Raw genomic sequence first — 26,712 nt, forward strand, 5'->3', positions numbered from 1 at the left:
AAGGATTATTGCAGAAATTAATGCCAGGTGCCCGCTCCCCCATCTGCTTCGGAGTTAGCATTAGCATTTGGTTGCTCTGTTTTAGCTTTCTGTTCCTCTGCTTTGGCTTTGGCTTCAGCTTCAGCTTTGCTTGCGTCACCGCCCATTAAAGTTCCTACCTGAATAACGATCGCTATTAGTATCTCTATCATAATATTAAAATTTAAGGCTTTAGTCCTTCACAAAGATTTTATTAAAAAAATATATAATAAAGGAATAATTTATGGAATAAATAACTTTTAAAAAAATAATTAAAAATTGAATTTAAAATCTGTGATTTCTATATATATTCAATTTTTAAATCTGAAAAGTAGGTTTTAAAAAGATTAACAGTATTAAACGGGATATTTAATATATTTTCCAATGCAAGAAATAAAGCTATTAATCAAAGTTATTAATTCAATTTCAGACAAAAGTAACATTGCTGTTAAAGTAGGTAGAACAAAAAACTTAGAAAATAGATTTCTTTTGGGTGTTATTCAAGATGAATTTAACTCTGATGCTGATGCTTCTAAAATATTATATGATTCTGATAAAACGGATTTCAGATACAAGATGCTGAAACATCGGGTTAAAAAGAAACTGTATGATAAACTTCTAATAACAGACAGTTCCAAAAGCCGCATAGTTAACCAAAAAGAACAAGAATGCTTGAAGCTTCTTCATATATCTAAATTACTATTAAAGCAAACTGAGTATGATCTTGTTGCTAGTAATTGTAATAAAATAAGAAGTATAGCTTCAGTATTTGAATTTAATGATATTTTACTCAATGTAATTGAATTGGAACTTATATGTATTGCCAATAGCGGCTCTTATAAGCTTTTTAATAAGAAAACTAAAGAATTAATAAAATATACAAATATAGTAAACCTGGAAAGGGAAGCGATAAATCAGTTTTATTCTACTAAAGTTCATATTAAAAGCAATGTTAAAACCAGGCAGGAATATTTGAAAAATGTTCCCTCTATTCTTAGTCGCTTAAAGGATATTTGGGATCAGACATCTACTTATCTTGCATTTGATTCATTATATAAAACATCCATCTTATATTATGAGTTAATAGGTAATTTTAAGGAAATAGAAGAAATTACAGACGAGGCAAAAGATTTAGTTCAACAGGGATTAGTAAATACTCACAGATTTGATAAGAGCTTTAATGCACATATGTTAATTTATGCGCAATTAAGGATTAAAAAATATGCAATTGGGCTTGAGTATGCTGATAAATTTAACTCCTATTTTGATCCTAAAACATTGAATTGGTTCTCATATATGGAGAACTATTTTCTATTAGCATTACACTCTAAAAACTACGAATTAGCTAGGCTATTACTCCATCGAGTACTGAATAATGCAATTTTTAATTCAAATCTTAAGGACTCAAAAGAAAGGTGGCAGCTTTATAAAGCTTATTTAGACTTTATGGAACCTTCCGCTCCAGTGTTAGAGAGCTTTAATTATCAGAAGTTTATAACTTATTTTACTGAGTACAACAAGGACAAGCAAGGTTTCAATGTTGCAATTCTAATTCTTCAATTCATGTATTTCCTCAAAAAAGGTGATACAGAGGCATTGTTATACAGAATTGAAAGTCTAAAGAAGTACATCTTAACGCATCTAAATGATACATTTAGTCTTAGGAGTAAGTTATTCCTTAAGTTGTTGATGCTAACAGTAACAGAAGATTACGATGCCTCATCATGTAGAACTAAAGGGGCAAAGCATTACCAAAAGCTCTTAGAAACACCAACTCCTGGCGATGCTTACGCAGAAATTGAAATTGTTCCTTACGAACATTTATGGGAGCTGATTTTAGATGAAATGTCAAAGTAAGCTATTGTTATGGAGGAACTTAAAAAGTTAATAGATGTACTGGAGCGTAAAGGAAAAGGGTCGGCATCAGCGTTGCTAAACTATACAGACACAACAAACCTTGAAACCCGTTTATTCCAGCTTACGCAATCTGAAGCAGACATAAATGAAGCAGATCTGATTGCAATGCTTTATAACGCACCTGCTAAACAAGATGCTTTCCGAATGCTTAAGTCTAGGGTAAAAAAGAAGCTTTATAATCAGTTACTTTTTTTGGATACTGATAATGAAAAGCTTATGGATGAATTTGGGAGTATTGAAATTAGATGCCGTAAAATTCTATACTTGGCAGACGCTCTAAGATGGTCAGATGAAGCTTTATTAGCAGAGCAGCAGTTGAGAAAAGTATTAAAAATTGCACAGGATGCTAATCTAACTAAGTATGAAATTGATGGCCTAGAACAGTTAAGGATTTTATTAGCTGAAAAGAAATACACCAGAAAGGAATTTGATAAATGTACCTCAAGACTTGAAAAACTTTATAGCTTACACGAGATAGAAAAGGAAGCGGATAAGAGATACTATGATATTCGTTTTGATATTAAGTTAGGAGTAGAAGCTAGTTTTAAGTTTAAGCAGAAGTTACAGAGTTACGTTAATGAACTCCAAATCTTTTGGGATGCTTCAGAATCAAATCTCGTGTTTAAAAGATACCATCAACTCAAAATGATATATTATGAAGTAGAAGGCGACTTTGTTTCATTTATCAGTTATTTGAATAACATATTTTCGCTCTACAATTCAGGTAAGATACATCGGCTCTATTTTTCAGAGAATTTTAATAGGTTTATGCTCGTATATGTTTACCTAAGAGCAAAGCAATATCGGGAAGGAATAGAAGAGGCAGAAAAATTAAAGTATAGACTCGAGAATGGCACGAACAATTGGTTTATGCATTTAGAGAATTACTTTCATTTAGCAGTTCATTCTAATGATTATATTAAGGCAGAAGAAATTTTAACTGAGGTATTTACAAATAAATATTTTGCGGAGTTAAAATCTGCTGCACAGGAACGCTGGATACTATATTATAGCATTATAAATTATATAACAGGTTATTCTTTGCCAAGCTTCAGTGACCGAAAGCTAAAACACATACCAAACGATAAAAAGGGCTTTAATGTATGGAGTCTTATCCTGGATTTTATAGTTGTAATTGAAAAAGATCAGCCTGAATTAGTAGAACGGGAAATTGATAGGGTACGAAAATTCATTGCTAAATATTTAACAAGTGAAGGAGACGCTCGTACCAAGCTGTTCTTAAAACTATTGCAGATAACAGGTAGAGAATATAAAAACACTAAAGTCTGTAAACAAAAAGGCAGTTATATCCTGAATAAATTAAAGCAGACGCCTGTTGCTGGTTACGCATACGCCGAAACAGAAATTGTGCCCTACGAGCAATTATGGGAGATAATACTTCAGAAATTGGAAAACAAAATATAGTAACAGCTCTACATTATATTTATTGTATAACAGGCATGAATAAGATTTTTAATATCTTGACACATGCAAAAGAACAACCCTAAAATAACCAATGCCTGGTGTTTCTACGACTGGGCTAATTCGGTTTACTCGCTGGTTATTACGTCTACTATTTTTCCGATATACTATAGCGCTGTCGCTACCAACCCCGAAACACAGTCAACTATAGTTAACTTCCTGGGTTTTAACCTCGAGAGCTCGGTGTTGTTCTCTTACGCCGTGTCGGGTTCATTCCTGATCATTGCACTGCTGAGCCCTTTCCTGACTTCTATTGCAGACTATAGCGGCCGTAAAAAGTTGTTTATGCAGTTGTTCTGTTACCTTGGTTCCCTGTCCTGTATCGGCTTGTTCTTTTTTACCCGCGATACCTTTACGTTATCTGTTATACTATTTGTGCTTGCCTCCATTGGTTTCAGCGGTAGTATCGTTTTTTATAACGCCTATCTTCCCGAGATCGCGACCGAAGACCAGTTTGATAAACTGAGTGCCCGTGGTTTTTCGATGGGGTATGTTGGTAGTGTGCTGCTCCTGATCTTTAACCTGGCTATGATTATGAAACCGGAGTGGTTTGGCATTGCTGCTGATAACAAGAGCCTGCCGCCTCGCATAGCCTTTTTAACAACAGGTATCTGGTGGTTCAGTTTTGCGCAATATTCGTTTTATCACCTGCCTGGTAACGTTTATAATCGAAAACCACAAGGCAGCTGGATATTGAATGGCCTTAAAGAGCTTCAGAAAGTGCTTCAACAGGTAAAGCAACTGCCTATGCTGAAGCGTTTTCTGCTGGCTTTTTTCTTTTATAATATGGGCGTGCAAACTGTAATGTACGTGGCTACTATTTTTGGTATTGAAGAACTGCATCTGGAGGATAGCGCACTTATATTGACCATCCTGATTATACAATTGGTTGCTATTGCCGGAGCTTATGCCTTTGCGGTTTTATCTGGTAAGTATGGTAACATCAGGGCGCTTATAGTTGCCGTTGTGATCTGGATAGGCATTTGTATCGGGGCTTATTTTATAAGAGGGGAGATGGATTTTTATGTACTGGCAGCTATAGTTGGTACTGTTATGGGTGGTGTGCAGTCACTGTCCAGATCTACTTATTCCAAACTCATTCCTGCCACAACTATAGATCATGCCTCGTTCTTCAGCTTTTATGATGTAACCGAGAAAGTTTCTATAGTTTTGGGAACACTCGCTTATGGGTTGGTCGCCCAACTTACAGGATCTATGCGAAACAGTATTCTGGCGCTCATCATTTTCTTTGTGCTTGGTTTGATCTTCCTGTCTATGGTGCGCTGGAAACGTGCCATGGCTACGCAACAGGAAATGAAAGCAACTATAGTTTCTTAGGCTTCAGAATCTGAACTAAAGACAAGGCTCTCGCTCGCGACCCACGATTGTGGGTAGTCTTATGGCGTCCCGTTACGCAATTCAGTTAAATTGATTTACAAACTATAGTTTTAAGAGGCAAAGTCAGCTAAATAACTCACCCTCGCGGGACGCAAGCTAGAGCTTAGTTTTTTACTTTAGTTAACTATTGGTTTTAAATAAAAATGCCGCTGAAGGAGGTGCAGCGGCATTTTTATTTATAGTTTGAGCATGCTTACTTCTTGTAAACCTGCTTACCGTTCAGGTAAGTATATAGAACTTGCAAGTTTCGCATTTTCTCCGTAGCAACTGTCATCAGGTCATCTTCCAATATCACGAAATCTGCAAATTTACCGGTTTCTATAGTTCCTTTTTCATTCTCTTCAAAAGCTGCCTTTGCCGCCCAGATCGTCATGCCACGCAATGCTTCTTCACGAGTCAATGAATTTTCCATTTGGAAACCAGCATCAGGCCAGTTTTTCGCATCCTGGCGCGCTACAGCCGCATGAAACGTATATAGCGGGTTAATGTGCTCCACCGGGAAGTCGCTGCCCAATGGTAACCAACCGTTTTGCTGCAGCAGCTCTTTGAACGGGTATGCATGTGCAATACGATCTTTGCCCAGTCTGTCGCCGGCCCAGTACATATCCGAAGTAGCATGTGTAGGCTGCACCGAAGGCACAATATTATACTTGCCATACTTAGCCATGTCATCAGGGTTTACGATCTGCGAGTGTTCTATTCTCCAGCGTTTATCGTTTTTACCACCTAACACCTCACCATAGATATCAAGCAGCAGTCGGTTGGTAGAGTCGCCAATAGCATGCGTGTTCATCTGGAAATCAGACTTAGCTAAGGTTGCTGCAATGTCTCTGAACTCTTTTTCGGTAGCCAACAGGAAACCATAGTGTCCAGCTTTATCTTCGTAAGGCTTTAACAAGGCAGCACCGCGAGAACCCAGCGCACCATCGCCATAGATCTTGAAAGATCTCACATTCAGCCTGTCGGTTTTATAGATCCCGTTCTTCAGATAATGGTCAAGGTTTGCTTTAGTTGGGTTCAGCATCACATACACACGCATTTGCAGATCACCGCTTTTATGCATAGCATCCATCAGGTCGGCTGTGCTTTTATCCAGTCCGGCATCAGCCAGAGAAGTTATACCAACAGCAAAGCAATTTTCCTGCGCTGCCTGTAACGCCTGGCGCTGCTCTTCTTCTGTAGCTTCCGGAATTTTAGCTGTTACCAGGTCAATGGCGTTATCGATCAGGATGCCGGTCATTTTACCTTTTTCCTCCTCAACCAAGCCGCCTACCATTTTAGTGGCTGTAGTGATACCGGCTAGGTCAAGCGCTTTCTGGTTAACGATTGCGGCATGGCCATCTACACGGGTAAGGATGATCGGCGTGTTAGGGAAAAGTGCATCCAGGGTGTCTTTAGCTGGGAATTCCTTTACGGCCCAGTCGTTCTGGTCCCAGCCACGGCCCGTTATCCATTCGGTGTCCGGGTACTTTTCGCGTTGCTCCGTTACCTTTCGCACCACTTCCTTAAACGACTCCGTACCTACCAGGTCAGCAGACTGCAGCGATAAACCATAGCGGTAGAAATGCGCATGTGCATCGTTAAAGCCAGGGTAAATGGCTTTGCCATGCGCATCCAGTTCTTCGGTAGCGTTATACTTCTGGCGTATCTCTTCTGTGGTGCCTACAGCCAGTATCTTACCATCTTTAACAGCAAAGGCTTCGGCTTTATCGAAATTGTCGTTTACCGTGTAAACCGTGCCGTTATAAACTATAAGGTCTGCAGTTTCGGTAGCTGTCCGGCTGCGGGTACTGGTGCAGCTGCTCAGCAGGGTAGAGCCAAGCAGTAGAGCCGCAGCAAAGGTGCGTAGCGTTTTTTTCATGAATGTTTTTTATTCGAAGCGCATGTGTTTAACAGATTCACCTGAATTTTGAAGTTCGATCAGCGAATCAATACCAATACTCAGGTGCTTTTCAACATACGAAGTGGTTACCAGTTTATCGCTGGCTGATGTTTTCACACCTTCCGGTATCATCGGGTTATCTGAAACCAGTAACAGTGCACCATGCGGGATCTCGTTAATAAAGCCAACTACAAATATGGTAGCCGTTTCCATATCAATACCCATTGCACGGATCTGGCGCAGGTAGTCTTTAAAATCTTCGTCGTGCTCCCAAACGCGGCGGTTGGTTGTGTACACAGTACCGGTCCAGTAATCCATCTCATGCTTTTTGATCATAGACGATACAGAACGTTGTAAACGGAACGATGGCAGGGCCGGAATTTCAGGGGGCAGATAGTCATCAGATGTACCCTCACCACGGATTGCCGCAATCGGAAGGATAAGGTCGCCTATCTGTGTTTTGCGCTTCAAACCACCGCATTTACCTAAAAACAAAGCTGCCTTTGGCTTAATAGCAGAAAGCAGGTCCATTACAGTTGCCGCCATCGCGCTACCCATACCAAAGTTAATAATGGTAATGTTGTTGGCAGTTGCCGTTTGCATGGGCTTGTCCAGGCCGTTCATTTCCACTTCAAAGCGGTCGGCAAACATGCGCACGTAGTTAACAAAATTGGTAAGCAGGATATATTCTCCAAACTCTTCTAATGGCACGCCCGTGTACCGGGGTAACCAATCGCTTACGATCTCTTCTTTAGTCTTCATAAATTAAATATACTCAAATAGATATAAAAAATCCGCCTTGGTAGTAGGTACTACTAGGGCGGAGCGTCAGAAAATGGCTAAATTGCAGCATGGATGCTCTTAATCTGCCACCATTCGAACACAAAATTACAAAATCCGGTGCGAATTATCTCATTTTTGATATACTGCGCCGAAAGAATATCGTTTTAACCCCCGAAGAATGGGTCAGGCAGCATTTTCTACATTACCTGATAAACGACCTGCTGTACCCCAAAAGCCTTATTAGTATAGAACGCGGCACTAACTATAACAAGCTTCAAAAACGCACCGATCTGTGTGTGTACGATAACAGCGGTAATCCTTTTTTGTTGGTTGAGTGTAAAGCTTCGTATGTGCCGATTACGCAGGATGTAGTAAAGCAGGTATCTGTTTATAACCAGACTTTAAAAGCAAAATTTGTAGTTATTACCAATGGCTTAGCGCATTATTGCTGGCAGGTTGATTTTGATACTCGTCAGTTTCAGCCGCTGCTGGAGATACCTGTGTATAGTCAACTATAGTTTCTCATTTGTCATCCTGAGCATTCTTGAGGCGCGAGCCGAAGAGAGCCAGCGTAGCTGTGAAGGATCTTATATTTCTATAGTTCGTTATTGTCATTTCGACGAAAGGAGAAATCTGTGTCCTATAGTTGTAAACCCTACTTCCGCACCAAGCTATATTTTCAAACCCCTTTCAATCCTGGGAGCTTTATTTACCTGTCGTTTCAATCCAGCTTTGGTGCCCTCTCGGCCGGGAGGCCCCGTCTTCGGGCATCGCGCTGTGCGAATCTCTTTTGCTCATTCTTCGCAATGGCTTCGCCACCAGATATTCACAAGGCGCTCAACCCAAAGACTGAGATGTTTCTCATAGTAACCGCTAAATTATAGTTAGAACCGGTAAGCTTCGACATTTTTCGTGGGTCTATTTCCTTGTGCCTGCTCATGGTCTGTAACTATAAAACTACAGCTGTAACTATAGCAAAGGCAAAATTCCCCTCTCGGGAGAGGCAGGGGTGGGTTAAATTCTGCCCCTGTTCCTAAGGTAAAAGCCTAAGTAACCATAAATAAAAACGCCTCCTGCAGAAACTACAGGAGGCGTTTTTAATCTATTTCCAGTCAGACTATAAAACTGACTCTACTGGCGTGTATTCTAAGTTAAAGGCTTCAGCAACACCTTTGTACACTACTTTACCGTTCACCACGTTCAGACCTTTTTTCAGTTCTTCGTTGTCGGCACATGCTTGTTTCCAGCCTTTGTTTGCTATTTGCAGCGCGTAAGGAAGGGTAGCGTTTGTAAGTGCAAGCGTTGAAGTATAAGGTACAGCACCCGGCATGTTAGCCACGCAGTAATGCACGATATCGTCGATAATAAAAGTTGGGTTCTCGTGCGTAGTTGGCTTACAGGTTTCAATACAACCGCCCTGGTCTACTGCTACGTCAACAAGCACAGTACCCGGACGCATTTCCTTCAGCATCTCTCTCGTGATCAGGTGTGGCGCTTTAGCACCTGGTATCAATACCGCACCAATGATCAGGTCGTGGGTAGGTAACAGCTCGCGGATGTTGTACTCATTCGACATGAACGTGTTCACGTTTGCAGGCATAATATCATCCAGGTAGCGCAGGCGGGCTAGGTTTGTATCCATTATCGTTACATCAGCACCCATACCGGCAGCCATTTTAGCAGCGTTGGTACCAACTATACCACCACCCAGGATCATAACCTTAGCAGGACGAACACCTGGTACGCCACCCAATAGTATGCCACGGCCTTTCAATGGTTTCTCCAGGTATTTAGCACCTTCCTGAATGGCCATACGACCAGCAACTTCTGACATAGGCACCAGAAGCGGAAGGCTTCTGTCTGCTCTTTCTACAGTTTCGTAAGCAAGGCAAACTGCGCCACGCTCTATCATGGCGTGCGTTAATGGCTCGTAAGAAGCAAAGTGGAAATAAGTGAACAGCAACTGGTCTTTCTTGATCAGGCTGTATTCCGATTCGATAGGCTCTTTTACTTTAATGATCATTTCAGCGATGCCATAAACTTCCTGTATAGTTGGAAGAATAGTAGCGCCCGCTTTTACATAATCTTCATCAGCAAAACCGCTGCCTTCGCCAGCAGTAGCCTGTACGTACACGGTGTGGCCGTTACCTACTAGTGCGTTAACACCGGCAGGAGTTACACCTACACGGTTCTCGTTATTCTTGATTTCCTTTGGAACACCAATTATCATGACGTTGTATCTTTTATTTAAAGCTGCGCAAATATACCACAACTTCAGGTAATTAAAACAACAAATCTAACAAGCTTTAATTAGACTGATAATGCCAGTAAATTGTACCGGAAACTATAAGAAATGGAAGAAACGGGAAGGTATAAAATGAAAAAAGGCAGCGATAAAATCACTGCCGTTAGTACAAAATAAAACTATGAAAAAAACTATCTGAAAGGTTGGGCTATTCGCCTTCCCTTAACATATTTCTGTTAGCCTCGCTCTCCACTACATTTGCTTTTAATGTTAGCCTGAGGTTTGGCATTACTATATCGTTTGAAAGTACAGTTACCTGCTCGTTTTGCTCCTTTAACATCACCGGAATGTATCTAAGTTCCAAAACTGCTTGTTCTCCTGCTTTTATTGACGGCTTAGATACTCTATAGCTCACGCAATTGCATTTGCTTTGTACCCCTTGCACTACCAGGTCCTGCCGACCTGTATTTTTAATGATGAATTTAGCTACAGCTTTTTGTCCTTTTTCAAGTTTTCCAAAGCTATAAATTGTGCTTCCAACTGCCAAACGCGGCGACATCAGTTTTTGTTCCTGTGTATAACTGTTTTTCAAATCTTTTGGGCCAACGTCACCTTTTATGTAAATGGTAGTGTTAGGCGTTTTAGCATTTGACGTAACCGAAATAGACTTATGGAACGGTCCCGGGCGGCCTGTACTGTTATAAACTGCTTTTATAACTCCTGTTTTCCCTGGCAATATTGGCGTTTTAGTCCAGTCTGGGGTGGTGCACCCACACGATGGCTGCACATTAGCAATAACCACCGGCTGATCTCCCACGTTCTTTACCTTAAACTCGTAAGTAGCCTGCGTGCCTTCTGCTATTTTGCCAAAGTCATGCGTTTCCTTTTCGAAAGTAAGTTCGCCTTGTGCACTTGCACCAAAACTAACCAGTAATAAAATTAGTAACGCAATAATGTATATGTTTTTTCTCATTTCAAAAAATTGAGAAGCAAAATAACGTAAAAAATGGCTCTTTATTTTCAGGAGTAAAACAAAGATAAGGAATCTTTTATAAAACGGGTTCCACTACCGTACCAAATTTAGTGAAGGATGGGCTTAATTTGAAGTTTAGGCTAATGTTCTGTACTTTTGAATGAAATTATACCTCAAGTATATACCTGATATAACATGCAAACTGCTGAAGTATCTATAACTCAAAAATTAACTGCTGAAGAAATACTTCAGGATTACCGCATAGCCTGGGAAAGCCGCCATGCCAGCCTTGCAGGTCGCAAGGAAGTGTTTATGGGCAAAGCCAAGTTCGGTATTTTCGGAGATGGTAAGGAAGTAGCGCAGCTGGCTATGGCCAAATTCTTCCAGAACGGCGATTTCCGTTCGGGCTATTACCGCGACCAGACCTTTATGTTTGCCATTGGCGAGCTTACACTACAACAATACTTTGCCCAACTATACGCCCATACCGATGTAGAAGCCGAGCCATCAACAGCCGGTCGCGCCATGAACGGTCACTTCGGAACACGTTCGCTTGATGATGAAGGTAACTGGAAAAATATCATGGAACAGAAGAACTCCAGTTCCGATATTTCGCCAACTGCTTCGCAGATGCCACGTCTTGTTGGCTTAGCTTATGCATCTAAACTATACCGCCAGAACCCTGAGTTACAGCATTTACAGCAGTTTTCGGTCAATGGTAATGAGGTAGCATTCGGAACTATAGGTAATGCTTCTACATCTGAAGGCATGTTCTTTGAAGCTATAAATGCCGGTGGTGTGCTGCAGGTGCCAATGCTGGTTTCTGTTTGGGATGACGGCTACGGTATTTCGGTGCCAGCTGAGTACCAGACCACCAAAGGCAGTATATCTGAAATTTTAGCCGGTTTCCAGCGCAACGCAGAAGGGGAGCAGGGCTACGAGATATTTAAAGTGAAGGGTTGGGATTATGCCGCTCTCTGCGAAACCTACGAAACAGCCGTACGCGTTTGCCGTGAGCAGCATGTGCCGGTTCTGGTGCACGTAGAAGAAGTAACGCAGCCGCAAGGTCACTCAACATCCGGCTCTCATGAGCGCTACAAGTCTAAAGAAAGACTGGATTGGGAAGCTGACTATGACTGCCTTAAAAAGATGCGTGAGTGGATACTGGATAACGGTATATCCACCACAGATCAGCTCGACCAGATAGAAAACGAGGCAAAAGACGCTGTTCGTGTAGCCCGTACCAATGCATGGAGCGCTTTTGATGCAGGTATAAAAGAAGATCATGCTGAAGCACTTCAGTTACTGGATGACCTGGCAGCCGCGAGTGAGCATATTACCGAAATTGCAACTATAACCGAAGAGCTTCGCAAAGTAACTGTACCTATCCGCAGCGATGCAGTTAGAGCGGTGCGTAAGGCCTTGCGTTATGTCCGCGACGAAAACAACGCTGCCAAACGTGAACTGGTGGGTTGGCTGGAGCAAACTATAGGAGAGAATGCAGATCGTTTCAATTCATATCTGTATAGCCAGTCTGAAGAGTCGGCACTGCTTGTTGAAGAAGTAAAAGCTGAGTTTGATGATAACTCCCCGGTTGTAGATGGCCGCGAAGTATTACAGGCTTGCTTTGATGCCATGCTTGCCCGCGACCCGCGCGTATTTGCCATAGGCGAAGACGTTGGTAAAATAGGTGACGTGAACCAGGCATTTGCCGGTCTACAGGAAAAATATGGCGAACTGCGCGTTACAGATACCGGTATCCGTGAGTGTACCATCATTGGCCAGGGGATAGGCGCTGCATTACGCGGTCTTCGCCCGATCACTGAAATTCAGTACCTGGATTACCTGTTATATGCGATCCAGATCTTGTCTGATGACGTGGCTTGTTTACAGTACCGTACAAAAGGTGGCCAGAAAGCGCCGCTTATAGTTCGTACCCGCGGTCACCGCTTGGAGGGTATCTGGCACTCAGGTTCCCCGATTGGTATGATCCTGAACAGCATTCGTGGTATGCACGTTTTAGTACCGCGCGACATGACACAGGCAGCAGGTTTCTATAATACCTTGCTGAAATCTGATGAGCCGGCACTGGTAATTGAGTGCTTAAACGGTTACAGGTTAAAAGAGCGTATCCCGAATAACATTGCAGAGTTTACAGTGCCGCTTGGTAAGCCGGAAATTCTGAAAGAAGGTTCGGATGTAACTATAGTTACCTATGGCTCTATGTGCCGCATTGTTATGGAAGCTGCCCGCCAGCTGGAGGAATTTGGCATCTCAGCGGAAGTAGTAGACGTGCAGACACTGTTACCTTTCGATATTGAGCATGTGATCACTGACTCCATCAAGAAAACGAACCGTGTATTGTTTACCGACGAAGACGTGCCAGGTGGCGCAAGTGCCTTTATGATGCAGCAGGTTGTAGACGAACAGGGAGCCTGGAGATGGCTGGATTCGAAGCCGCAATGCCTGGCAGCGCAGGCGCACCGTCCGCCGTATGGTTCTGATGGCGATTACTTCTCTAAGCCTAACACTGAAGATGTTTTTGAAGCGGTATACGACATTATGCACGAAGCTGATCCTGAAACATATCCTACGATCTATTAAGTGAAGATCATATAAAAAACAGAAAGGCCCTGCAGCTATAGTTGCAGGGCCTTTTTTATAGTTACTATAGTTGGGTTACTTATTCGGTAAACAATGTGACAGGGTCTGATACAATTACATTGCTTTTGTTCGGTACAGGTGTCTCGCGGTCGTAAATAAACACTTCAAACTTGATGACTTCGCCGGGCCTGAAAAACTCTTCCGTAAACTCCATCCCAAACCGTATCTCACCTTCCAGCGGCTCTTCACGATCATCGGTGCTGATCCTCGGGAAACGCCCGCTCAGGTCAAAGCCTTCAACCGGAAACTGGTATTCTCTGAAAATAAACTGGCCCGGATTGTTAGGGTCCTCCACGCGTTGTAAAAGCTTCACCTTAAAATTGTTCTCGTAAGTGGAGCCCACGTTAAAAGGAGGGAAGTAATCCGACGATTGCCTGTCTGTTGAAAGCCCCAGGTTGCCATCGCCGTCCTTGAAGTTTATCACCAAAAAAATACTGTCTATCTGCAGGCCTTCATCATCATGACTCACCTGTTCTATTCGCTTAAAAGAGATCTCTGGTTCGTCGGGGTAGTTGGGTTCTTTGCGGCACGATGCAAGGGCAAGCACCAGCACCAGGCAGGCAAGGCCATATTTTAGCGTATAGTTCATACAGGGAAATCAGAAAAATGAAGCTAAATTTACTAAATCAAACGATTAGATATAGGATTTGTTATAAGTTTATTTGATGGATTTTAAGGCACAGTTCAAACAGCAGTTACTCGGGCAACCTTCCGATTTTACCCAATTGGCACTGTCGCTTTTCAGGTACCAGGCCGAAAATAACCCACTTTACAAAACGTACCTGCAAAACCTGCACATTAAACCGGATCAGGTAAATACCTTAAAACAGATCCCTTTCTTACCTATAGAGTTCTTTAAACTGCAAAAGGTTGCAACCGGTACTTTTGAGCCCGAAGTCACTTTTTATAGTAGCGGCACTACCCAGCAAACCCGTAGCAAACATTATGTAGCCGACCTGCACTGGTATAACCAGGTTACAAAGCACATTTTCGAGCAATTTTACGGACCACTGGAGCAGTATGTAGTGCTGGCACTTTTACCGTCTTATTTAGAGCAGGGCGGCTCCAGTTTGGTGGCCATGGTTGATTATTTTATAAAACAGACCGGGCAAACAGAAGAAGGATTTTATTTACATAATCACCAGGAATTGCTGCAAACTATAGAAACAGCCCGGGCACGAGGAAAAAAAGTATTACTGATTGGGGTAAGCTACGCGTTGCTGGACTGGGCCGAAGAACTAAAAAGCAACTATAGTTTTAACGGCGTAACTATAATGGAAACCGGTGGAATGAAAGGCCGTCACCGGGAAATGGTGCGTGAAGAACTCCATAGTTACCTGAAACAAGGTTTTGGAGTTGAAACAATACACTCTGAATACGGCATGACCGAACTGCTCTCGCAGGGCTATTCCATGGGCGAGGGCATTTTTAAACCTGGCCAAACCATGCAGATCTTACTCCGCGACCTTAACGATCCGTTTGATATTGGTGCCCATCACAGAAGCGGCGGTATTAACGTAATCGATTTGGCTAACATAGATTCCTGTGCTTTTATTGAGACAAAGGATATTGGCAGAATGCATGACAATGGCACTTTTGAAGTACTCGGGCGCTTTGATAATTCTGATATCCGTGGCTGTAATTTACTCATCGCGTAACATCCTTCTTAAAGCAACTGCGTTATAGCCTGCCATGGGATATGTTTTTTTTATAGTTATAGTTCTTGCTGTTTGCCTTCTTTTCTATAGTTGGGCAACGCGTAAAGAGCGGAACAGGAAAAAGGTTTTGAAAACTGATTTCCCTGCTGAATGGCGGAAGATACTGAACGACCGGGTTGGTTTTTACCACACTTTAAAGACAGACGAAGACAAGCAGCGTTTCGAGAAAATGGTGCAATTGTTTCTGTCTGAAAAGCGCATAACGGGTATCGATTTAAAGGTAGATGACCTTACAAAAGTACTGGTTGCATCAAGTGCCATTATCCCGATCTTCGGATTTAAGGACTGGGAATATCCTAACCTGGGTGAGGTGTTTGTGTTTCCGGGGAGCATACACAAGTACAAAGACCAGGATAGCGAGGCTGTATCTGAAGTGTTGGGTCGCGTAAACCCTTTTCAGAACGACCATTATGTTACGTTATCTAAGCCGGCGTTGGAACGGGGCTTCAACGATATGGCCGACCGGAAAAATGTAGGCATACATGAATTTGCCCACATGCTCGACCAGACAGACGGAGAGATCGATGGTGTTCCTGAAACATACCTGCCTGACGAATGGGTAGAGCCATGGCGCGAGCTAATGTACCGCAAGATCAAAAGCATAAAAAAAGGGGAGTCGGATATAGATGACTATGGCGCTACAAGCGAAGCCGAGTTTTTTGCCGTAGTTACCGAATACTTTTTTGAAAAACCCGATAAACTGGCCGAAAAGCATCCTAAACTATACGCGCTGCTTACTAAGATATTCAAGCAAAATCCTAAACGAAGGTTTAAACTTAATTTCAGGGAGCTGTTAAATCCGTATGGCAAGCGGGTTGGCCGAAACGAATCCTGCCCATGCGGCAGCGGTGAAAAGTATAAGAACTGCTGCTTATTAAAAAAGCAGGCTGCCTAAAGAAAAACCGCCGGTCTGAAGTTTAAATACTCCGGGCCGGCGGTTTATAGTTGGAGCTATAGTTATGCTACAACAGGTCGTGCATATGCTTTGGCATCTTCCAGCGTAATTTCATTCCCGCTCATAATTACCAGTCGCTCTACCACATTTCGCAGTTCGCGCACATTACCTCGCCAGTCCAGTCCCTGCAAATACTGCATCGCATCGGCAGCTATGGTTTTAGGTTTGTTACCGTAGTCGTTGGCAATATCATTTAAAAACTTGGCTACCAGGTCCGGAATGTCTTCGCGGCGCTCGTTAAGTGGCGGCACATGTATGAGTATAACACCCAGGCGGTGGTACAAGTCTTCGCGGAAATTTTTGGATTCGATTTCTTCCAGAAGGTTTTTGTTGGTTGCCGCAATTACGCGAACATCCACCTGAATATCTTTATCGCCGCCAACGCGGGTAATTTTATGCTCCTGCAGTGCTCGCAACACTTTGGCCTGCGCCGAAAGGCTCATATCACCTACCTCATCCAGAAACAAGGTACCGCCATTGGCCTGCTCAAACTTACCGATGCGCTGCTTCACCGCTGATGTAAATGAGCCTTTTTCGTGGCCGAACAATTCACTCTCTATCAGCTCGCTTGGTATAGCGGCGCAGTTAACTTCTATCAATGGTCCATGGCTGCGGTTGCTGTGTTCGTGGATAGAGCGCGCTACCAGTTCTTTACCAGACCCGTTAGGACCGGTAATGAGTACGCGGGCATCGGTAGGGGCCACTTTTTCTATGGCCTGTTTAACACGTCCCAATGCTCCCGAAGTACCCACCATTTCATAGGTCTTGGATATCTTCTTCTTCAGGATCTTGGTTTCGGTTACCAGGGTGGCTTTATCCAGGGCATTGCGGACAGTTACCAGCAGGCGGTTCAGATCCGGTGGTTTCTGCAGAAAATCGTAGGCGCCTTTTTTTGTAGCTTCCACGGCAGTGTCTATCGTTCCGTGTGCCGATATCATGATGAACGGCGTGTCAGGCGATATCTCCATGGCTTTTTCCAGCACTTCCAGCCCGTCCATACCGGGCATCTTAATATCGCAGAGCGCTACATCGTATTTGCTTTTGCTCAGGAGCTGTAGTCCCTTTTCACCGTCTTCGGCTTCGTCAACGACGTAATTCTCAAACTCCAGAATTTCTTTCAGGGTACTACGGATGGCCCGCTCATCATCTATAATCAGAATTTTGGGCATAGGTAGAATCAGTTTATGTTATCAGGCTAAATTAAAAAATAAAACAGCCACCGGCAAGGGTGGCTGTTGCACTTGTACGTGTATATAACTGATTTAGTATACTTCTGGTATCAGCTTATTTGTTAAAAGCGATCACACTGTATAGTTCAGGCTCCAGGAAGTAACCACCCGGGTGACGCGCAGTATAATCGAAGTTGATCCAAAGCTCATCATTAGTCTCGTGGAAGTGGATTTTACCGCTGTTTACCTCATCCGGAAACAAGGTTCTTACCACATGGCTTACCGCATCTATATCTTTTGATTTGCCAACTTTTACTTCGGTGTACATATGGCTCTCAGAGATCACCACGCGAGCTTCGCCTCCTATAGCCATTACCGATGAGGCCATCAGGATAGCATAATCATCGCAGTCGCCGGCCAGCAGTTCCATGCTTTCAATGGGAGGCGAATAATAATCCATATTTACCGGGTCGTTCACATATTTCCAGTTCAGGCGAATATGTTTGAATAGCGAAAAATAACGGGTCAGCTTGCCATACTTGCGGTAATATTCGTCGTGGAAATAGCGGGTAGAGTTCTCTACGGCAAAGTTGCGCAGCTTTGGGTGTGTTGCCTGCATGGCATTTTTTACACGCTCTTCCTGGAAATATGTACCCTTCACCGGCTTAAAGTACGACACCTTATGCGGGTTGCTGGTCATGTTTACCAGGGCAGCATTGTAATCAGAGTAAATGTCGCCGAAGGTATAGTTAGGGAAGGTGCTGTTGTAAAAGAACACGCCCATAATAGAGAAGAACGTGAACACGATAAGCTTGGGACTGATACGGGTAACTATAACCGAGACAGCCGCCGAAATCATAAGCCACAGCAGGAAGTGTAACTCATAGTCCATGCTCTTGTAAGGCGGTATGTAAAAGCTAAGTAGCACCGCCATCGGAAACACAATAATGATCTGGATAAACCGAACGGCAAAACCCATTGCCAATTTAGGTTGTAAGAACTGCGCCATATTTCCCCTCTCGCTAAAAGTTGTTGTATAAAAAGTACAGTACTGTACCTTTATCTTATTCCTTTATTATCCTAACGCAAAATCCGGGCCTTATTACTCCTTTTATGTATAATTTATTTTATATAGAAAATACGGGAGGCGGCCTTTCTGTTTTTAAGTTCGGGAATATTTTTTATAAATAAAAGCTTTTTAGCTAAAAGCAGGGAATTATACTAAAGCAGGAGAAAATGATGCATAAACAACTAAATATAAGATTATACTATATTTAACGAAAAATTGGGAGTGTATAAAAACGAGTACACTATAACTAGAGAAAAGCCGGACCAAACCTATGGTTACAGGCTAAGTCCGGCTTTTGAAATAATATGAACTATAGAAACGCTTACTGATACTGGATATACATCGGTGTTGGTGTAAGTGCCAGTACTTCTTCCGGTGTCATCAGGCGATGACCGTTTTTAGTGTCGTTTTTATAGAATAGCTTAAAACCTGTAAACTGCACCGGTTCGTTTTTAATATAGCGCCGGTACGTATCTTTTTTGAGGGCAGGTCCGCCCCAGCCATCCATATGCATTACAACCTGGTAGCGTGGGTCCAGTTTAATGTTTTCTGTGTTTTTGATCATGCCTTGAGTAAAGCGGTGCACGATCAGCATCTTCGGCGGAATCTGGTTTTTAGTGACCAGGTCAGCCAGGTAGCTGGTTGCATAATTTATATCGTCTGCGTTAAAAGAGCCTATTTTACGGCCCGGTATTGTTCCGTCTTTCATCGCAAACTCGGCATCAATACCTAAGTGTACATTTGGCAGGCTAAGGTATTTCTCAAGTTCCGGCAACTCAGCCTGCAAGGTACTATGGCCTACCTGCACATCCAGGAAAACGATCGCATCGCGCTTTTTGGCAATCTCCAGCACATCATCGATCATCTTGTGGCGCATGCGCAACCTGTACTTTCCACCGGCGCTTGGGTGGCCCTGAGCAGTAACAACTATAACATGCAGTGCAGGTTGTACGGGTGTGGTTGGGTCGGCTTTGCTCCAGTTGGCTACTTCTTCGTCCAGTTTCTGCAGCATCTGCTCCGGTGGCAGTTCGCCTAAAATACCCATACGTTTCGAGAGTGGGTTACCATAAAATGCCAGAATCCGCTTTTCAGGAAGTATCGCGCCCGGCAATGGCTTCGGTCCAGGGTAAATCCAGGAGGTATCTGGAGTCGTTTGTGTTACTACAGTTGTAGTATCTGTTTTTACTTTTGTTTTAGCCAGTGTATCAGGGGCAACTATAGTTTCCTGTTGCAGTGGGGCGGCGGCTTGTTGTGCTTCGCGCTCCTGCATGCAACTGCTGGCAAACAAAGTAGTAGTACAAAGTAAAAATGCTAAACGGTTCTTTGGGAGTTTAGAAGTAAAGCGTACGCGGGTAAACATAAACAGGAATGTAAGGGTGTAATTACTGCATAAGTTAGCAATTTTATAGTTACCCCCGCACAACTGCTTACCTCAATTTAGTTAAAATTTAGTTTTCTTATTTCGAATGAGTATAATGCCGCTTCAGCCACTGGCTCAGGCCGGCCAGCCCCGGGAAAAGTACGCGCTCCGTGATGTTAGCCTGGTCCAGTTTGTCGCGTATCTCCCACTTCAGTTCTGCCGGAATGATCACTCTGAAATACAACTCCGGGTGCTGTTGCAACCACAAACTCAGCTCCGATTTTACATCCGACATCATCGAGAAAAGGGCATATTGCTGTACAATGCGGGCATCCAATGACGGTGGCTCCAGGAACAACACAAACTCTTCGTCTTGAAAGCTCTGCAGTTTTTTTAGTGTAGGGCTTACCGGTGCCAGAATTTCGGGTGTAAATACGCTGGCGCCTTCTTCGTTTACAGCAGCCAGCAAGGCAGGGGGCAGGTATTGTTTCGATTTTACATAGTCTACACACCATACAGCGCCGTCTTCTTCATACTTATCCAGAAGGTCAGTTACAAAGTGCAGGGCAACATAAGGCGAGTAGCTCCAGTCGAGGAGGCGGGTTGGGAGACCGTGATGCTGTGCCATGGCCAGCCAGTTCCAGATGGTATCATCCTGGGGAGCGGTGCCGTGCGCATACTTTCTGAAATTGCGCAGAATATGGGGCTCCAGCCTTTCAAACTGAGGGCCAATGCGGGTAATGCTGGTGCTCAGGTCATATGATTTGTTCCAGTTGCCACGGTAAACGTAACTCGACCGGAAACGGCCCAGTTGCGGGTCCCAGCTGTGGTCGAAGAGGGCGGCCTGCAGCTCTATCCAGGAATTAACGACAATGTCGGTGCCTGCGTGCATAGTGTTTTTATCTTGAGGGTTGTACCTGATTTGTGTCTGACGTTTCGTGCGGTAAACTTTACGTAAGATAAGGGAAATTTATACTTTTACAGAAATAACCTATAGTTGCCATGATCAAAATTTACCATAACAACCGCTGTAGCAAAAGCCGCTGCACGCTTGATCTGTTGAAAGAGAATAACCAGGAGGTAGAGATAGTTGAATATCTGAAACAAACCCCAAATGCTGCTGAACTGAAAGATGTGCTTCAGAAACTGGGTATGAAACCGGAGGAGTTAGTACGCAAAGGCGAAGCCATATATAAAGAGCAGTATGCTGGGAAGCAGTTGAGTAATGAAGAATGGATACAAGCTATGGTTGAGAATCCTGTGCTGATTGAAAGACCAATTGTTGTAAAAGGTGATAAAGCGGTTATTGGTCGTCCGCCGGAGAATGTATTGCAGTTGCTATAGTTGCTGGTTCCTCATATCGAGTGATAGACGAGAAAGCCTTTTTGTCCTTAAATTTCTCTTTTGTCATTTCGAACCTAATGAGAAATCTGAATTCTATAGTTGAAGATAATCCTTCTTTAACCAAGCTATCCTTCCATAGTCACTTCCAATCCTGGGAGCTTTACAAACCTATAGTTTCATTTTCAACTTGGCACCCTCACGGTCGGGAGGCCTCGTCTTCGGGCATCGCGCTGCTGATTTGAAGCTACCCTCGTAACCTCGGGTTGCCTGCGGCACCGCAACAAATCAAAGGCGCTCAACCCAAAGACTGTGATACTTCTCATAGTAACTGCTGAACTATAGTTTGAAACGGTAAGCTTCGACATTTATCATGGTCATAATTCCGTAGGGACAGGTCGCGACCTGTCCATGGATGGAATTTAACTATAGAACTATTAAGTAACCTATGGGATAGTAAGAACTATCCCCTTGAGGACAAGTGAGAACGGGAGTTCGAAACTTGCGAGCATAGCTCAATAGGGGTGTTAATCAACAACTATAGAACTATAAACTATAAATCCAGCCACTAGCAGGAGCGGAGACCAGTCCCGAATGCTTTCGGGAACACTGCCAGGTCTTTAAAATCCATTAAACCTTAATCAACCCCTTCACCACCTTTGCCAACTCCTTTGTTAACGCTCTTCTCGAGAACTGGGAGTGATTAATGTAAGGCAGGTCCAGATTCGGATTGATCTTCCAGGCTTTACTCATTTGTGTCATGTGGTCCAGCATCAGGTCGTAGGCAGTATAATGGAACAGGCGGCCAGCGCCACATTCGTCTATGATCTGGTCCATGGCGGAATGTACGGGGCCAAGCGCTACGATTGGTTTGTTGGAAGCCAAGTACTCGAACAATTTGCCCGGCACGTTGGCGTACACGCTGTCTACTTCCGCAATGGAAAGCAACAGCATCGTACTTTCCATCATGTGTTTAATGGCTTCCTGGTGAGGGACGTATGAAATGTATTCCGTTATACCTTCCAGGCCGGCTTTGGCGATCCGTTGTTTCACACCTTCCGATACCTTGCCTACAAACCGAAGCTTATAGTTTATTTCGCTGTGCGTAGAAAGCAGGTTGGCTATCACCTTCAGGAAGACATCAATATTATACTGCTCTGTTATAGTACCGGTATAGGTTATCAGAAATTCATCCTGTGGCGGATTACTCGGGTAAACAAAATCGTCTTCGTCGTAGCCATTCGGAATAACATGAATCTTATCGGCGTGAATATTAGCCGGTTTGTTCAGGAACAGACGTTTTGTGTCTTCGCTGGTAACTATAATGGCATCGGCCTGCTCCAGCACCTGACGCTCGTACTTTTCATCTAAACGCTTGGCAATAGGTGTGTGCAGCAGCTGGTCGTAGTAATGGATGTTGGTCCAGGGGTCACGGAGGTCTGCAACCCAGGGCAGTTTATATTTTTGCTTTAACTTAAGCCCGATAAGCTGCGTAGAATGCGGCGGACTGGTGGTAAGGATTGCTTTGTATTTACCGGCAACTATAAGTTCTTCGGCTTTTTTAAGGGCATGCTTGTTCCAGCCAACACGGGCATCCGGTATAAACAGGTTGCCGCGCACAAACTTGAACACCTTATCTAGAAAAGTGTCTTTGGTTTTCTGGTTGGCAAAGCCGCTGTAAGGTATTTCTTTTTTGCCGGAGAGCTTTTTATAGTACTCGAATGGCTCGGAAGTAGCAGTACGGTACACTTCCAGGCCTTCCGGGATCTCCTTTTCAAACGTGGTATCAAGTAAAGCGTAAGATGCCTGTTTTTCGTCGACGGTGAGTACGCCTGCAGTTACGCCAAATTGGGGCAGGTATTTACAGAACTTTAAGCCACGTTGCACGCCTGGCCCGCCCGACGGAGGCCAGTAATAAGAAATGTATAGTAAGTTTGTTGTGTCAGTCTTTTCCAAAGCTATAGGTTGCTTAGCTGTCGTTCAAATATAAGAAATATATATACTAATTATGGCTTTACGGAATGTCTGAACCAGTGATTAAAAGGATTGGTTAGAATAATGAGATTTGCCAGGGCTCAGGTTGTGTAATTAGAGAACTATAGTTTACGCTAACTATAAAATCACAGAAATCGCATAAATCATTTTAATCACTGACCCTGACAAGTAAAAATTGTTTATTTTTGTAGGTAAATCCAGAAGAAAGAGATGTTTGATAATTTAAGTAACAAACTAGACCGCGCTTTTAAAACGCTTAAAGGCCAGGGTAGCATTACCGAAATCAACGTTGCAGCAACTATAAAAGAGGTGCGCCGCGCCCTTGTTGATGCTGACGTTAACTATAAAGTTGCCAAAACTGTAACCGATAAGATCAAAGACGAAGCCATGGGCCGGGATGTCCTTATCTCCGTGTCGCCGGGCCAGTTGATGGTGAAAATCGTGTACGAAGAGCTGACCGAGCTGATGGGTGGTGAGAAGCAGGACATCAACATTACAGGTAACCCGGCTATTATCCTGATCGCTGGTCTGCAGGGTTCTGGTAAAACAACTTTTACCGGTAAACTGGCAAACTACCTTAAAAAGCAGGGCAAATCTGTATTGGTGGCTGCCTGCGACGTGTATCGCCCCGCTGCTATTAACCAGCTACAGGTTTTGGCCGAGCAGGTTGGCGTAGAAGCTTATACCGAACTGGAGAACAAAAACCCGGTTCAGATTGCCTTGAACGCAATTGAGCACGCCAAAAAGACTAACAAGAAAGTAGTCATCATCGATACCGCCGGTCGTTTGGCCGTGGATGAGGCGATGATGAAAGAAATAGCCGAGATCAAAGCTGCTGTTAAGCCAACTGAGACCTTGTTTGTGGTGGATTCCATGACGGGACAGGATGCAGTGAACACAGCCAAAACCTTTAACGACCGCATCAATTTCGATGGCGTAGTTCTTACCAAGTTAGATGGTGACTCCCGTGGTGGTGCGGCCCTTTCTATCCGTGCTGTAGTTGAGAAGCCTATCAAATTCATCTCAACTGGTGAGAAAATGGAAGCGCTTGACCTGTTCTACCCGGATCGTATGGCGCAGCGTATCCTTGGCATGGGTGACGTTATCTCTTTAGTGGAGCGTGCCCAGCAGGCGTTTGATGAGGACGAAGCGAAGCGTATCAACAAAAAGATCCGTAAGAACCAGTTCAACTTCGACGACTTCCTGACCCAACTGGAGCAGATCAAGAAAATGGGTGATATCAAAGACCTGGTGGGTATGATACCTGGAGTTGGCAAAGCCCTGAAAGATGTTGAGATTGACGACAACGCCTTTAAGCCTATCGAAGCAATTATTAAATCGATGACGCCTGCTGAGCGCGAGAACCCGGATCTGATAAACGGTAGCCGTCGTGCCCGTATCGCGAAAGGTTCTGGAACTGACATTACACAGGTAAACAACCTGATGAAGCAGTTTAACGACATGCGCAAAATGATGAAGTCGATGAACAAGATGGCTGGCACGAAAGGTGGTTTAGGTAACCTTGCCAAAATGATGGGCCGTCGCTAAGCGGAACTTTAAACTGTAGAATTGAGAAAGGCTGGGCATTTACTCAGCCTTTTTTGTTTATCCGAATCAGGATTTTCAGGATTAATGAACTTGCAGGATATTATAAGAACCAGGGTTTTAGAAATTAACACGATTTTAAACTGGCCTGCTCTTAATGGATGCTGTTCAGGACATTCTTGTCCGGAACTTAGGCTGCTGCGGACTTCCCAGTCCGAAAGAGCTAAGCTCTAACAACAACCAGCAATCAGCAATCAATCATCAATACCCTGTCTTATCAACCTTCGCTTCCCAGCGGTCAAACGCTTCTTTGGCGGCATCTGCTAAAAGTTGCTCCATAGGTATTGCACGGGCAGTAAGGGGCTTTTCTATTTCATCGTAAATAAACTGGTCGTCGAAACCGATGCGGGCGGCATCTGTTTTGGTGTTGCCATAATATACTTTCTTGGGTCTGGCCCAGTAAATGGCGCCTAAACACATGGGGCAGGGTTCGCAGCTGGTGTATAGTTCGCAGTTATCAAGTTGGTAAGTGCCTAAAGCCTGGCATGCTTTCCGGATGGCATCTACTTCTGCATGCGCAGTAGGGTCGTTGGTGGCTAAAACATTGTTGTAACCGCGCGCTATAATCTTACCGTCACACACAACTACAGCCCCGAACGGACCACCAAAACCTGCTTCCATCTTTTCTATAGAAAGCTTAATGGCTTCCATCATAAATTCTTCCTTCTGTTTCATGCGATGCTATGTTTTATAGTTGGTTGTTAGTCCTGTTAAGTAAAAGCTTCGTCCGGGTAATTGTTCTGTTAAGATAAAAAAGAATCTTTAAGTGGCAATTTATCCGTAGAAAAGTATAATTTTAACTGTAGTTATCGTTTACGCTATATAGTTTGTTCTAAATAATAAACTACGTTTGTAGCATCATCCCGTTAACCAAAACCTATCATATGAAAAGATCAATACTATGGCTGCTGGCATTGCTGGTAAGCAGCACCGTTTGGGCACAAACCAAAGAGATAAATTTCCGGAAAGGCACTGTGGCCGAGATACTGGCGCAGGCAAAAGCTGAGAAAAAACCGGTGTTTATTGATGCTTATACTACCTGGTGCGGCCCTTGCAAATGGATGGATAAAAATGTGTTTGTGAACGATGCCGTAGCCGATTACTTTAACACCAACTTCGTGAACTATAAACTGGACATGGAGAAAGGCGAAGGTATTGAGATGGCCAAAAAATATGCAGTACAGGCTTATCCAAGCTTCCTGTTTCTGAATGCAGACGGAAGTATAATGCACCGCACTGTTGGCGCCCGTCCAGCCGAAATGTTTCTGGATGTAGCAAGTATAGCCAAAGATCCAGCTAAGAATTTTGCATCTTACCAGAGGAGATTCGACGGTGGTGAACGATCTGCAGACTTTATGATGGGCTACCTGAAAGTGCTTAACGAAGCCGCCCTGGATGCCGGAAAAGTGGCAGAAGCATATTTCGCTACCCAAAAATCTGAGCAACTGATGGAACGTGGCAACTGGAACCTTATCTACAACAACATCAGTACATTAGAATCGCCGACGTTTACGCACCTGGTTAAGAACCGTGATGCCTTTGCCAAAAAGTATACCGCAGACTCTGTAAATAACAAGATACTGAGTGTGTATGGCATGGCCCTGAATCGAGCTGCGTACGAAGGAAAAGATGCAGAATTTGCGAAACTGAAAACAGATCTCACTAAACTAAACCTGAAAGACGCTGAAAGGTCGATGTTGATTGCAGATGCTGTTTACTACGAACGCAAACAGGACCTGCCGAAGTACCATGCAGCCAATACCAAACTATATGATACCTACTTCAGCAACGATGCAAACCGCCTGAACAGCATTGCCTGGAAATACTATGAAACGATAGACGACAAAGCCATGCTGCAAAAAGCGGAAGAGTGGGCAAGTAAATCGGTAAGTATTGCGCCGGGCTATGCCAACTTAGACACACAGGCAGCTTTACTTTACAAACTGGGCCAGAAACAAAAAGCACTGGAAGCAGCCAACAAAGCAATTGCTGCCGGCAAAAAGAATGGCGACGATGTAACCGGAACCGAAGACCTTTTAGCTAAAATAAAAAATATGTAACCAACTATAGTTTACACATAAAAGCGGCGGCTCCATTTAAAATGGGGCCGCCGCTTTTTTTCTCCTATATAAGACATA

Annotated in this window: 22 protein-coding genes; 10 read left to right on the forward strand and 12 right to left on the reverse strand. The window is 43.6% G+C overall.

Going from position 1 to position 26,712, the window contains the following annotated elements; translation table 11 throughout:
* Positions 1-17: 17 nt before the first annotated feature.
* The gene (locus ABS362_RS06445; RefSeq protein WP_350411562.1) at positions 18-191 is read right to left on the reverse strand and encodes a hypothetical protein; all 174 of its coding nucleotides are present in this window, start codon (positions 189-191) and stop codon (positions 18-20) included.
* Positions 192-402: 211 nt separating this feature from the next.
* Here ABS362_RS06445 and ABS362_RS06450 point away from each other — a divergent pair, with 211 nt between their 5' ends.
* From ABS362_RS06450 to ABS362_RS06460, 3 genes are all read left to right on the forward strand, one after another.
* On the forward strand, positions 403-1,875 hold the full coding sequence (locus tag ABS362_RS06450; protein ID WP_350411563.1) for a hypothetical protein: 1,473 nt from the start codon (positions 403-405) through the stop codon (positions 1,873-1,875).
* Positions 1,876-1,884: 9 nt separating this feature from the next.
* Positions 1,885-3,360: a hypothetical protein gene (locus ABS362_RS06455; RefSeq protein WP_350411564.1), complete on the forward strand. Its 1,476-nt coding sequence runs from the start codon at positions 1,885-1,887 to the stop codon at positions 3,358-3,360.
* Positions 3,361-3,423: 63 nt separating this feature from the next.
* On the forward strand, positions 3,424-4,755 hold the full coding sequence (locus ABS362_RS06460) for an MFS transporter (protein ID WP_350411565.1): 1,332 nt from the start codon (positions 3,424-3,426) through the stop codon (positions 4,753-4,755).
* A gap of 253 nt (positions 4,756-5,008) precedes the next feature.
* Here ABS362_RS06460 and ABS362_RS06465 read toward each other — a convergent pair whose 3' ends face one another.
* Positions 5,009-6,676, reverse strand: coding sequence for an amidohydrolase (locus ABS362_RS06465; RefSeq protein WP_350411566.1), 1,668 nt, complete (start codon positions 6,674-6,676; stop codon positions 5,009-5,011).
* Between the two features lie 9 nt (positions 6,677-6,685).
* Positions 6,686-7,459 carry an AMP nucleosidase gene (locus ABS362_RS06470; protein WP_350411567.1) on the reverse strand — a complete coding sequence of 258 codons (774 nt, stop codon included), beginning with the start codon at positions 7,457-7,459 and terminating at the stop codon, positions 6,686-6,688.
* An 89-nt stretch (positions 7,460-7,548) separates the two neighbouring features.
* On the opposite strand from ABS362_RS06470, the gene ABS362_RS06475 reads away from it, so the two are divergent.
* Positions 7,549-7,998, forward strand: coding sequence for a type I restriction enzyme HsdR N-terminal domain-containing protein (locus tag ABS362_RS06475; RefSeq protein WP_350411568.1), 450 nt, complete (start codon positions 7,549-7,551; stop codon positions 7,996-7,998).
* Positions 7,999-8,597: 599 nt separating this feature from the next.
* On the opposite strand, the gene ald is transcribed toward ABS362_RS06475, so the two are convergent.
* Together ald and ABS362_RS06485 are read right to left on the reverse strand one after the other, a co-directional pair.
* On the reverse strand, positions 8,598-9,710 hold the full coding sequence (gene ald, locus ABS362_RS06480; protein WP_350411569.1) for an alanine dehydrogenase: 1,113 nt from the start codon (positions 9,708-9,710) through the stop codon (positions 8,598-8,600).
* 223 nt (positions 9,711-9,933) lie between these two features.
* Positions 9,934-10,698, reverse strand: a complete 765-nt coding sequence (locus ABS362_RS06485; protein WP_350411570.1) for a DUF1573 domain-containing protein — start codon at positions 10,696-10,698, stop codon at positions 9,934-9,936.
* Positions 10,699-10,893: 195 nt separating this feature from the next.
* Between ABS362_RS06485 and ABS362_RS06490 the strand changes: the two genes are divergently transcribed.
* On the forward strand, positions 10,894-13,302 hold the full coding sequence (locus ABS362_RS06490; RefSeq protein WP_350411571.1) for an alpha-ketoacid dehydrogenase subunit alpha/beta: 2,409 nt from the start codon (positions 10,894-10,896) through the stop codon (positions 13,300-13,302).
* Between the two features lie 79 nt (positions 13,303-13,381).
* Here ABS362_RS06490 and ABS362_RS06495 read toward each other — a convergent pair whose 3' ends face one another.
* Complete coding sequence (locus ABS362_RS06495) at positions 13,382-13,951, reverse strand: hypothetical protein (protein ID WP_350411572.1); 570 nt, start codon at positions 13,949-13,951, stop codon at positions 13,382-13,384.
* 76 nt (positions 13,952-14,027) lie between these two features.
* Here ABS362_RS06495 and ABS362_RS06500 point away from each other — a divergent pair, with 76 nt between their 5' ends.
* Entirely contained in the window at positions 14,028-15,020 is a 993-nt protein-coding gene (locus tag ABS362_RS06500) for an acyl-CoA synthetase family protein (protein WP_350411573.1), read from the forward strand.
* Between the two features lie 34 nt (positions 15,021-15,054).
* Positions 15,055-15,975 carry a zinc-dependent peptidase gene (locus ABS362_RS06505; protein ID WP_350411574.1) on the forward strand — a complete coding sequence of 307 codons (921 nt, stop codon included), beginning with the start codon at positions 15,055-15,057 and terminating at the stop codon, positions 15,973-15,975.
* A gap of 62 nt (positions 15,976-16,037) precedes the next feature.
* Here the strand turns inward: ABS362_RS06505 and ABS362_RS06510 are convergent, their stop codons facing one another.
* The 4 genes from ABS362_RS06510 to ABS362_RS06525 all read right to left on the reverse strand — a co-directional run bounded on the left by ABS362_RS06510 (position 16,038) and on the right by ABS362_RS06525 (position 20,525).
* Positions 16,038-17,204: a sigma-54-dependent transcriptional regulator gene (locus tag ABS362_RS06510; protein WP_350411575.1), complete on the reverse strand. Its 1,167-nt coding sequence runs from the start codon at positions 17,202-17,204 to the stop codon at positions 16,038-16,040.
* A gap of 115 nt (positions 17,205-17,319) precedes the next feature.
* Positions 17,320-18,213, reverse strand: a complete 894-nt coding sequence (locus ABS362_RS06515) for a transglutaminase domain-containing protein (protein WP_350411576.1) — start codon at positions 18,211-18,213, stop codon at positions 17,320-17,322.
* 382 nt (positions 18,214-18,595) lie between these two features.
* Positions 18,596-19,633 carry a hypothetical protein gene (locus ABS362_RS06520; RefSeq protein ID WP_350411578.1) on the reverse strand — a complete coding sequence of 346 codons (1,038 nt, stop codon included), beginning with the start codon at positions 19,631-19,633 and terminating at the stop codon, positions 18,596-18,598.
* Between the two features lie 97 nt (positions 19,634-19,730).
* Positions 19,731-20,525: an FRG domain-containing protein gene (locus ABS362_RS06525; protein ID WP_350411579.1), complete on the reverse strand. Its 795-nt coding sequence runs from the start codon at positions 20,523-20,525 to the stop codon at positions 19,731-19,733.
* 110 nt (positions 20,526-20,635) lie between these two features.
* Here ABS362_RS06525 and arsC point away from each other — a divergent pair, with 110 nt between their 5' ends.
* The gene (gene arsC / locus ABS362_RS06530) at positions 20,636-20,977 is read left to right on the forward strand and encodes an arsenate reductase (glutaredoxin) (RefSeq protein WP_350411580.1); all 342 of its coding nucleotides are present in this window, start codon (positions 20,636-20,638) and stop codon (positions 20,975-20,977) included.
* Positions 20,978-21,604: 627 nt separating this feature from the next.
* On the opposite strand, the gene ABS362_RS06535 is transcribed toward arsC, so the two are convergent.
* A complete protein-coding gene (locus ABS362_RS06535) occupies positions 21,605-22,930 on the reverse strand; it encodes a glycosyltransferase family 4 protein (RefSeq protein ID WP_350411581.1) in 1,326 nt (441 codons plus the stop codon).
* A 249-nt stretch (positions 22,931-23,179) separates the two neighbouring features.
* On the opposite strand from ABS362_RS06535, the gene ffh reads away from it, so the two are divergent.
* The gene (gene ffh, locus ABS362_RS06540) at positions 23,180-24,517 is read left to right on the forward strand and encodes a signal recognition particle protein (RefSeq protein ID WP_350411582.1); all 1,338 of its coding nucleotides are present in this window, start codon (positions 23,180-23,182) and stop codon (positions 24,515-24,517) included.
* Between the two features lie 258 nt (positions 24,518-24,775).
* On the opposite strand, the gene ABS362_RS06545 is transcribed toward ffh, so the two are convergent.
* Positions 24,776-25,249 (reverse strand): nucleoside deaminase, encoded by a 474-nt coding sequence (locus tag ABS362_RS06545; protein WP_350411583.1) that lies wholly within the window; start codon positions 25,247-25,249, stop codon positions 24,776-24,778.
* Positions 25,250-25,458: 209 nt separating this feature from the next.
* On the opposite strand from ABS362_RS06545, the gene ABS362_RS06550 reads away from it, so the two are divergent.
* Complete coding sequence (locus ABS362_RS06550) at positions 25,459-26,634, forward strand: thioredoxin family protein (RefSeq protein WP_350411584.1); 1,176 nt, start codon at positions 25,459-25,461, stop codon at positions 26,632-26,634.
* The last annotated feature ends 78 nt before the right edge of the window (positions 26,635-26,712 follow it).

This window comes from Pontibacter populi (genome assembly GCF_040278685.1).
In the GTDB taxonomy this organism is placed as follows: Bacteria; Bacteroidota; Bacteroidia; order Cytophagales; family Hymenobacteraceae; genus Pontibacter; species Pontibacter populi.

Coding starts and splice junctions, on each gene's coding strand:
- ABS362_RS06445 (WP_350411562.1), bottom strand. CDS start 191: ATGATAGAGATACTAATAGCGATCGTTATTCAGGTAGGAACTTTAATG.
- ABS362_RS06450 (WP_350411563.1), top strand. CDS start 403: ATGCAAGAAATAAAGCTATTAATCAAAGTTATTAATTCAATTTCAGAC.
- ABS362_RS06455 (WP_350411564.1), top strand. CDS start 1,885: ATGGAGGAACTTAAAAAGTTAATAGATGTACTGGAGCGTAAAGGAAAA.
- ABS362_RS06460 (WP_350411565.1), top strand. CDS start 3,424: ATGCAAAAGAACAACCCTAAAATAACCAATGCCTGGTGTTTCTACGAC.
- ABS362_RS06465 (WP_350411566.1), bottom strand. CDS start 6,676: ATGAAAAAAACGCTACGCACCTTTGCTGCGGCTCTACTGCTTGGCTCT.
- ABS362_RS06470 (WP_350411567.1), bottom strand. CDS start 7,459: ATGAAGACTAAAGAAGAGATCGTAAGCGATTGGTTACCCCGGTACACG.
- ABS362_RS06475 (WP_350411568.1), top strand. CDS start 7,549: ATGGATGCTCTTAATCTGCCACCATTCGAACACAAAATTACAAAATCC.
- ald (WP_350411569.1), bottom strand. CDS start 9,710: ATGATAATTGGTGTTCCAAAGGAAATCAAGAATAACGAGAACCGTGTA.
- ABS362_RS06485 (WP_350411570.1), bottom strand. CDS start 10,698: ATGAGAAAAAACATATACATTATTGCGTTACTAATTTTATTACTGGTT.
- ABS362_RS06490 (WP_350411571.1), top strand. CDS start 10,894: ATGCAAACTGCTGAAGTATCTATAACTCAAAAATTAACTGCTGAAGAA.
- ABS362_RS06495 (WP_350411572.1), bottom strand. CDS start 13,951: ATGAACTATACGCTAAAATATGGCCTTGCCTGCCTGGTGCTGGTGCTT.
- ABS362_RS06500 (WP_350411573.1), top strand. CDS start 14,028: ATGGATTTTAAGGCACAGTTCAAACAGCAGTTACTCGGGCAACCTTCC.
- ABS362_RS06505 (WP_350411574.1), top strand. CDS start 15,055: ATGGGATATGTTTTTTTTATAGTTATAGTTCTTGCTGTTTGCCTTCTT.
- ABS362_RS06510 (WP_350411575.1), bottom strand. CDS start 17,204: ATGCCCAAAATTCTGATTATAGATGATGAGCGGGCCATCCGTAGTACC.
- ABS362_RS06515 (WP_350411576.1), bottom strand. CDS start 18,213: ATGGCGCAGTTCTTACAACCTAAATTGGCAATGGGTTTTGCCGTTCGG.
- ABS362_RS06520 (WP_350411578.1), bottom strand. CDS start 19,633: ATGTTTACCCGCGTACGCTTTACTTCTAAACTCCCAAAGAACCGTTTA.
- ABS362_RS06525 (WP_350411579.1), bottom strand. CDS start 20,525: ATGCACGCAGGCACCGACATTGTCGTTAATTCCTGGATAGAGCTGCAG.
- arsC (WP_350411580.1), top strand. CDS start 20,636: ATGATCAAAATTTACCATAACAACCGCTGTAGCAAAAGCCGCTGCACG.
- ffh (WP_350411582.1), top strand. CDS start 23,180: ATGTTTGATAATTTAAGTAACAAACTAGACCGCGCTTTTAAAACGCTT.
- ABS362_RS06545 (WP_350411583.1), bottom strand. CDS start 25,249: ATGAAACAGAAGGAAGAATTTATGATGGAAGCCATTAAGCTTTCTATA.
- ABS362_RS06550 (WP_350411584.1), top strand. CDS start 25,459: ATGAAAAGATCAATACTATGGCTGCTGGCATTGCTGGTAAGCAGCACC.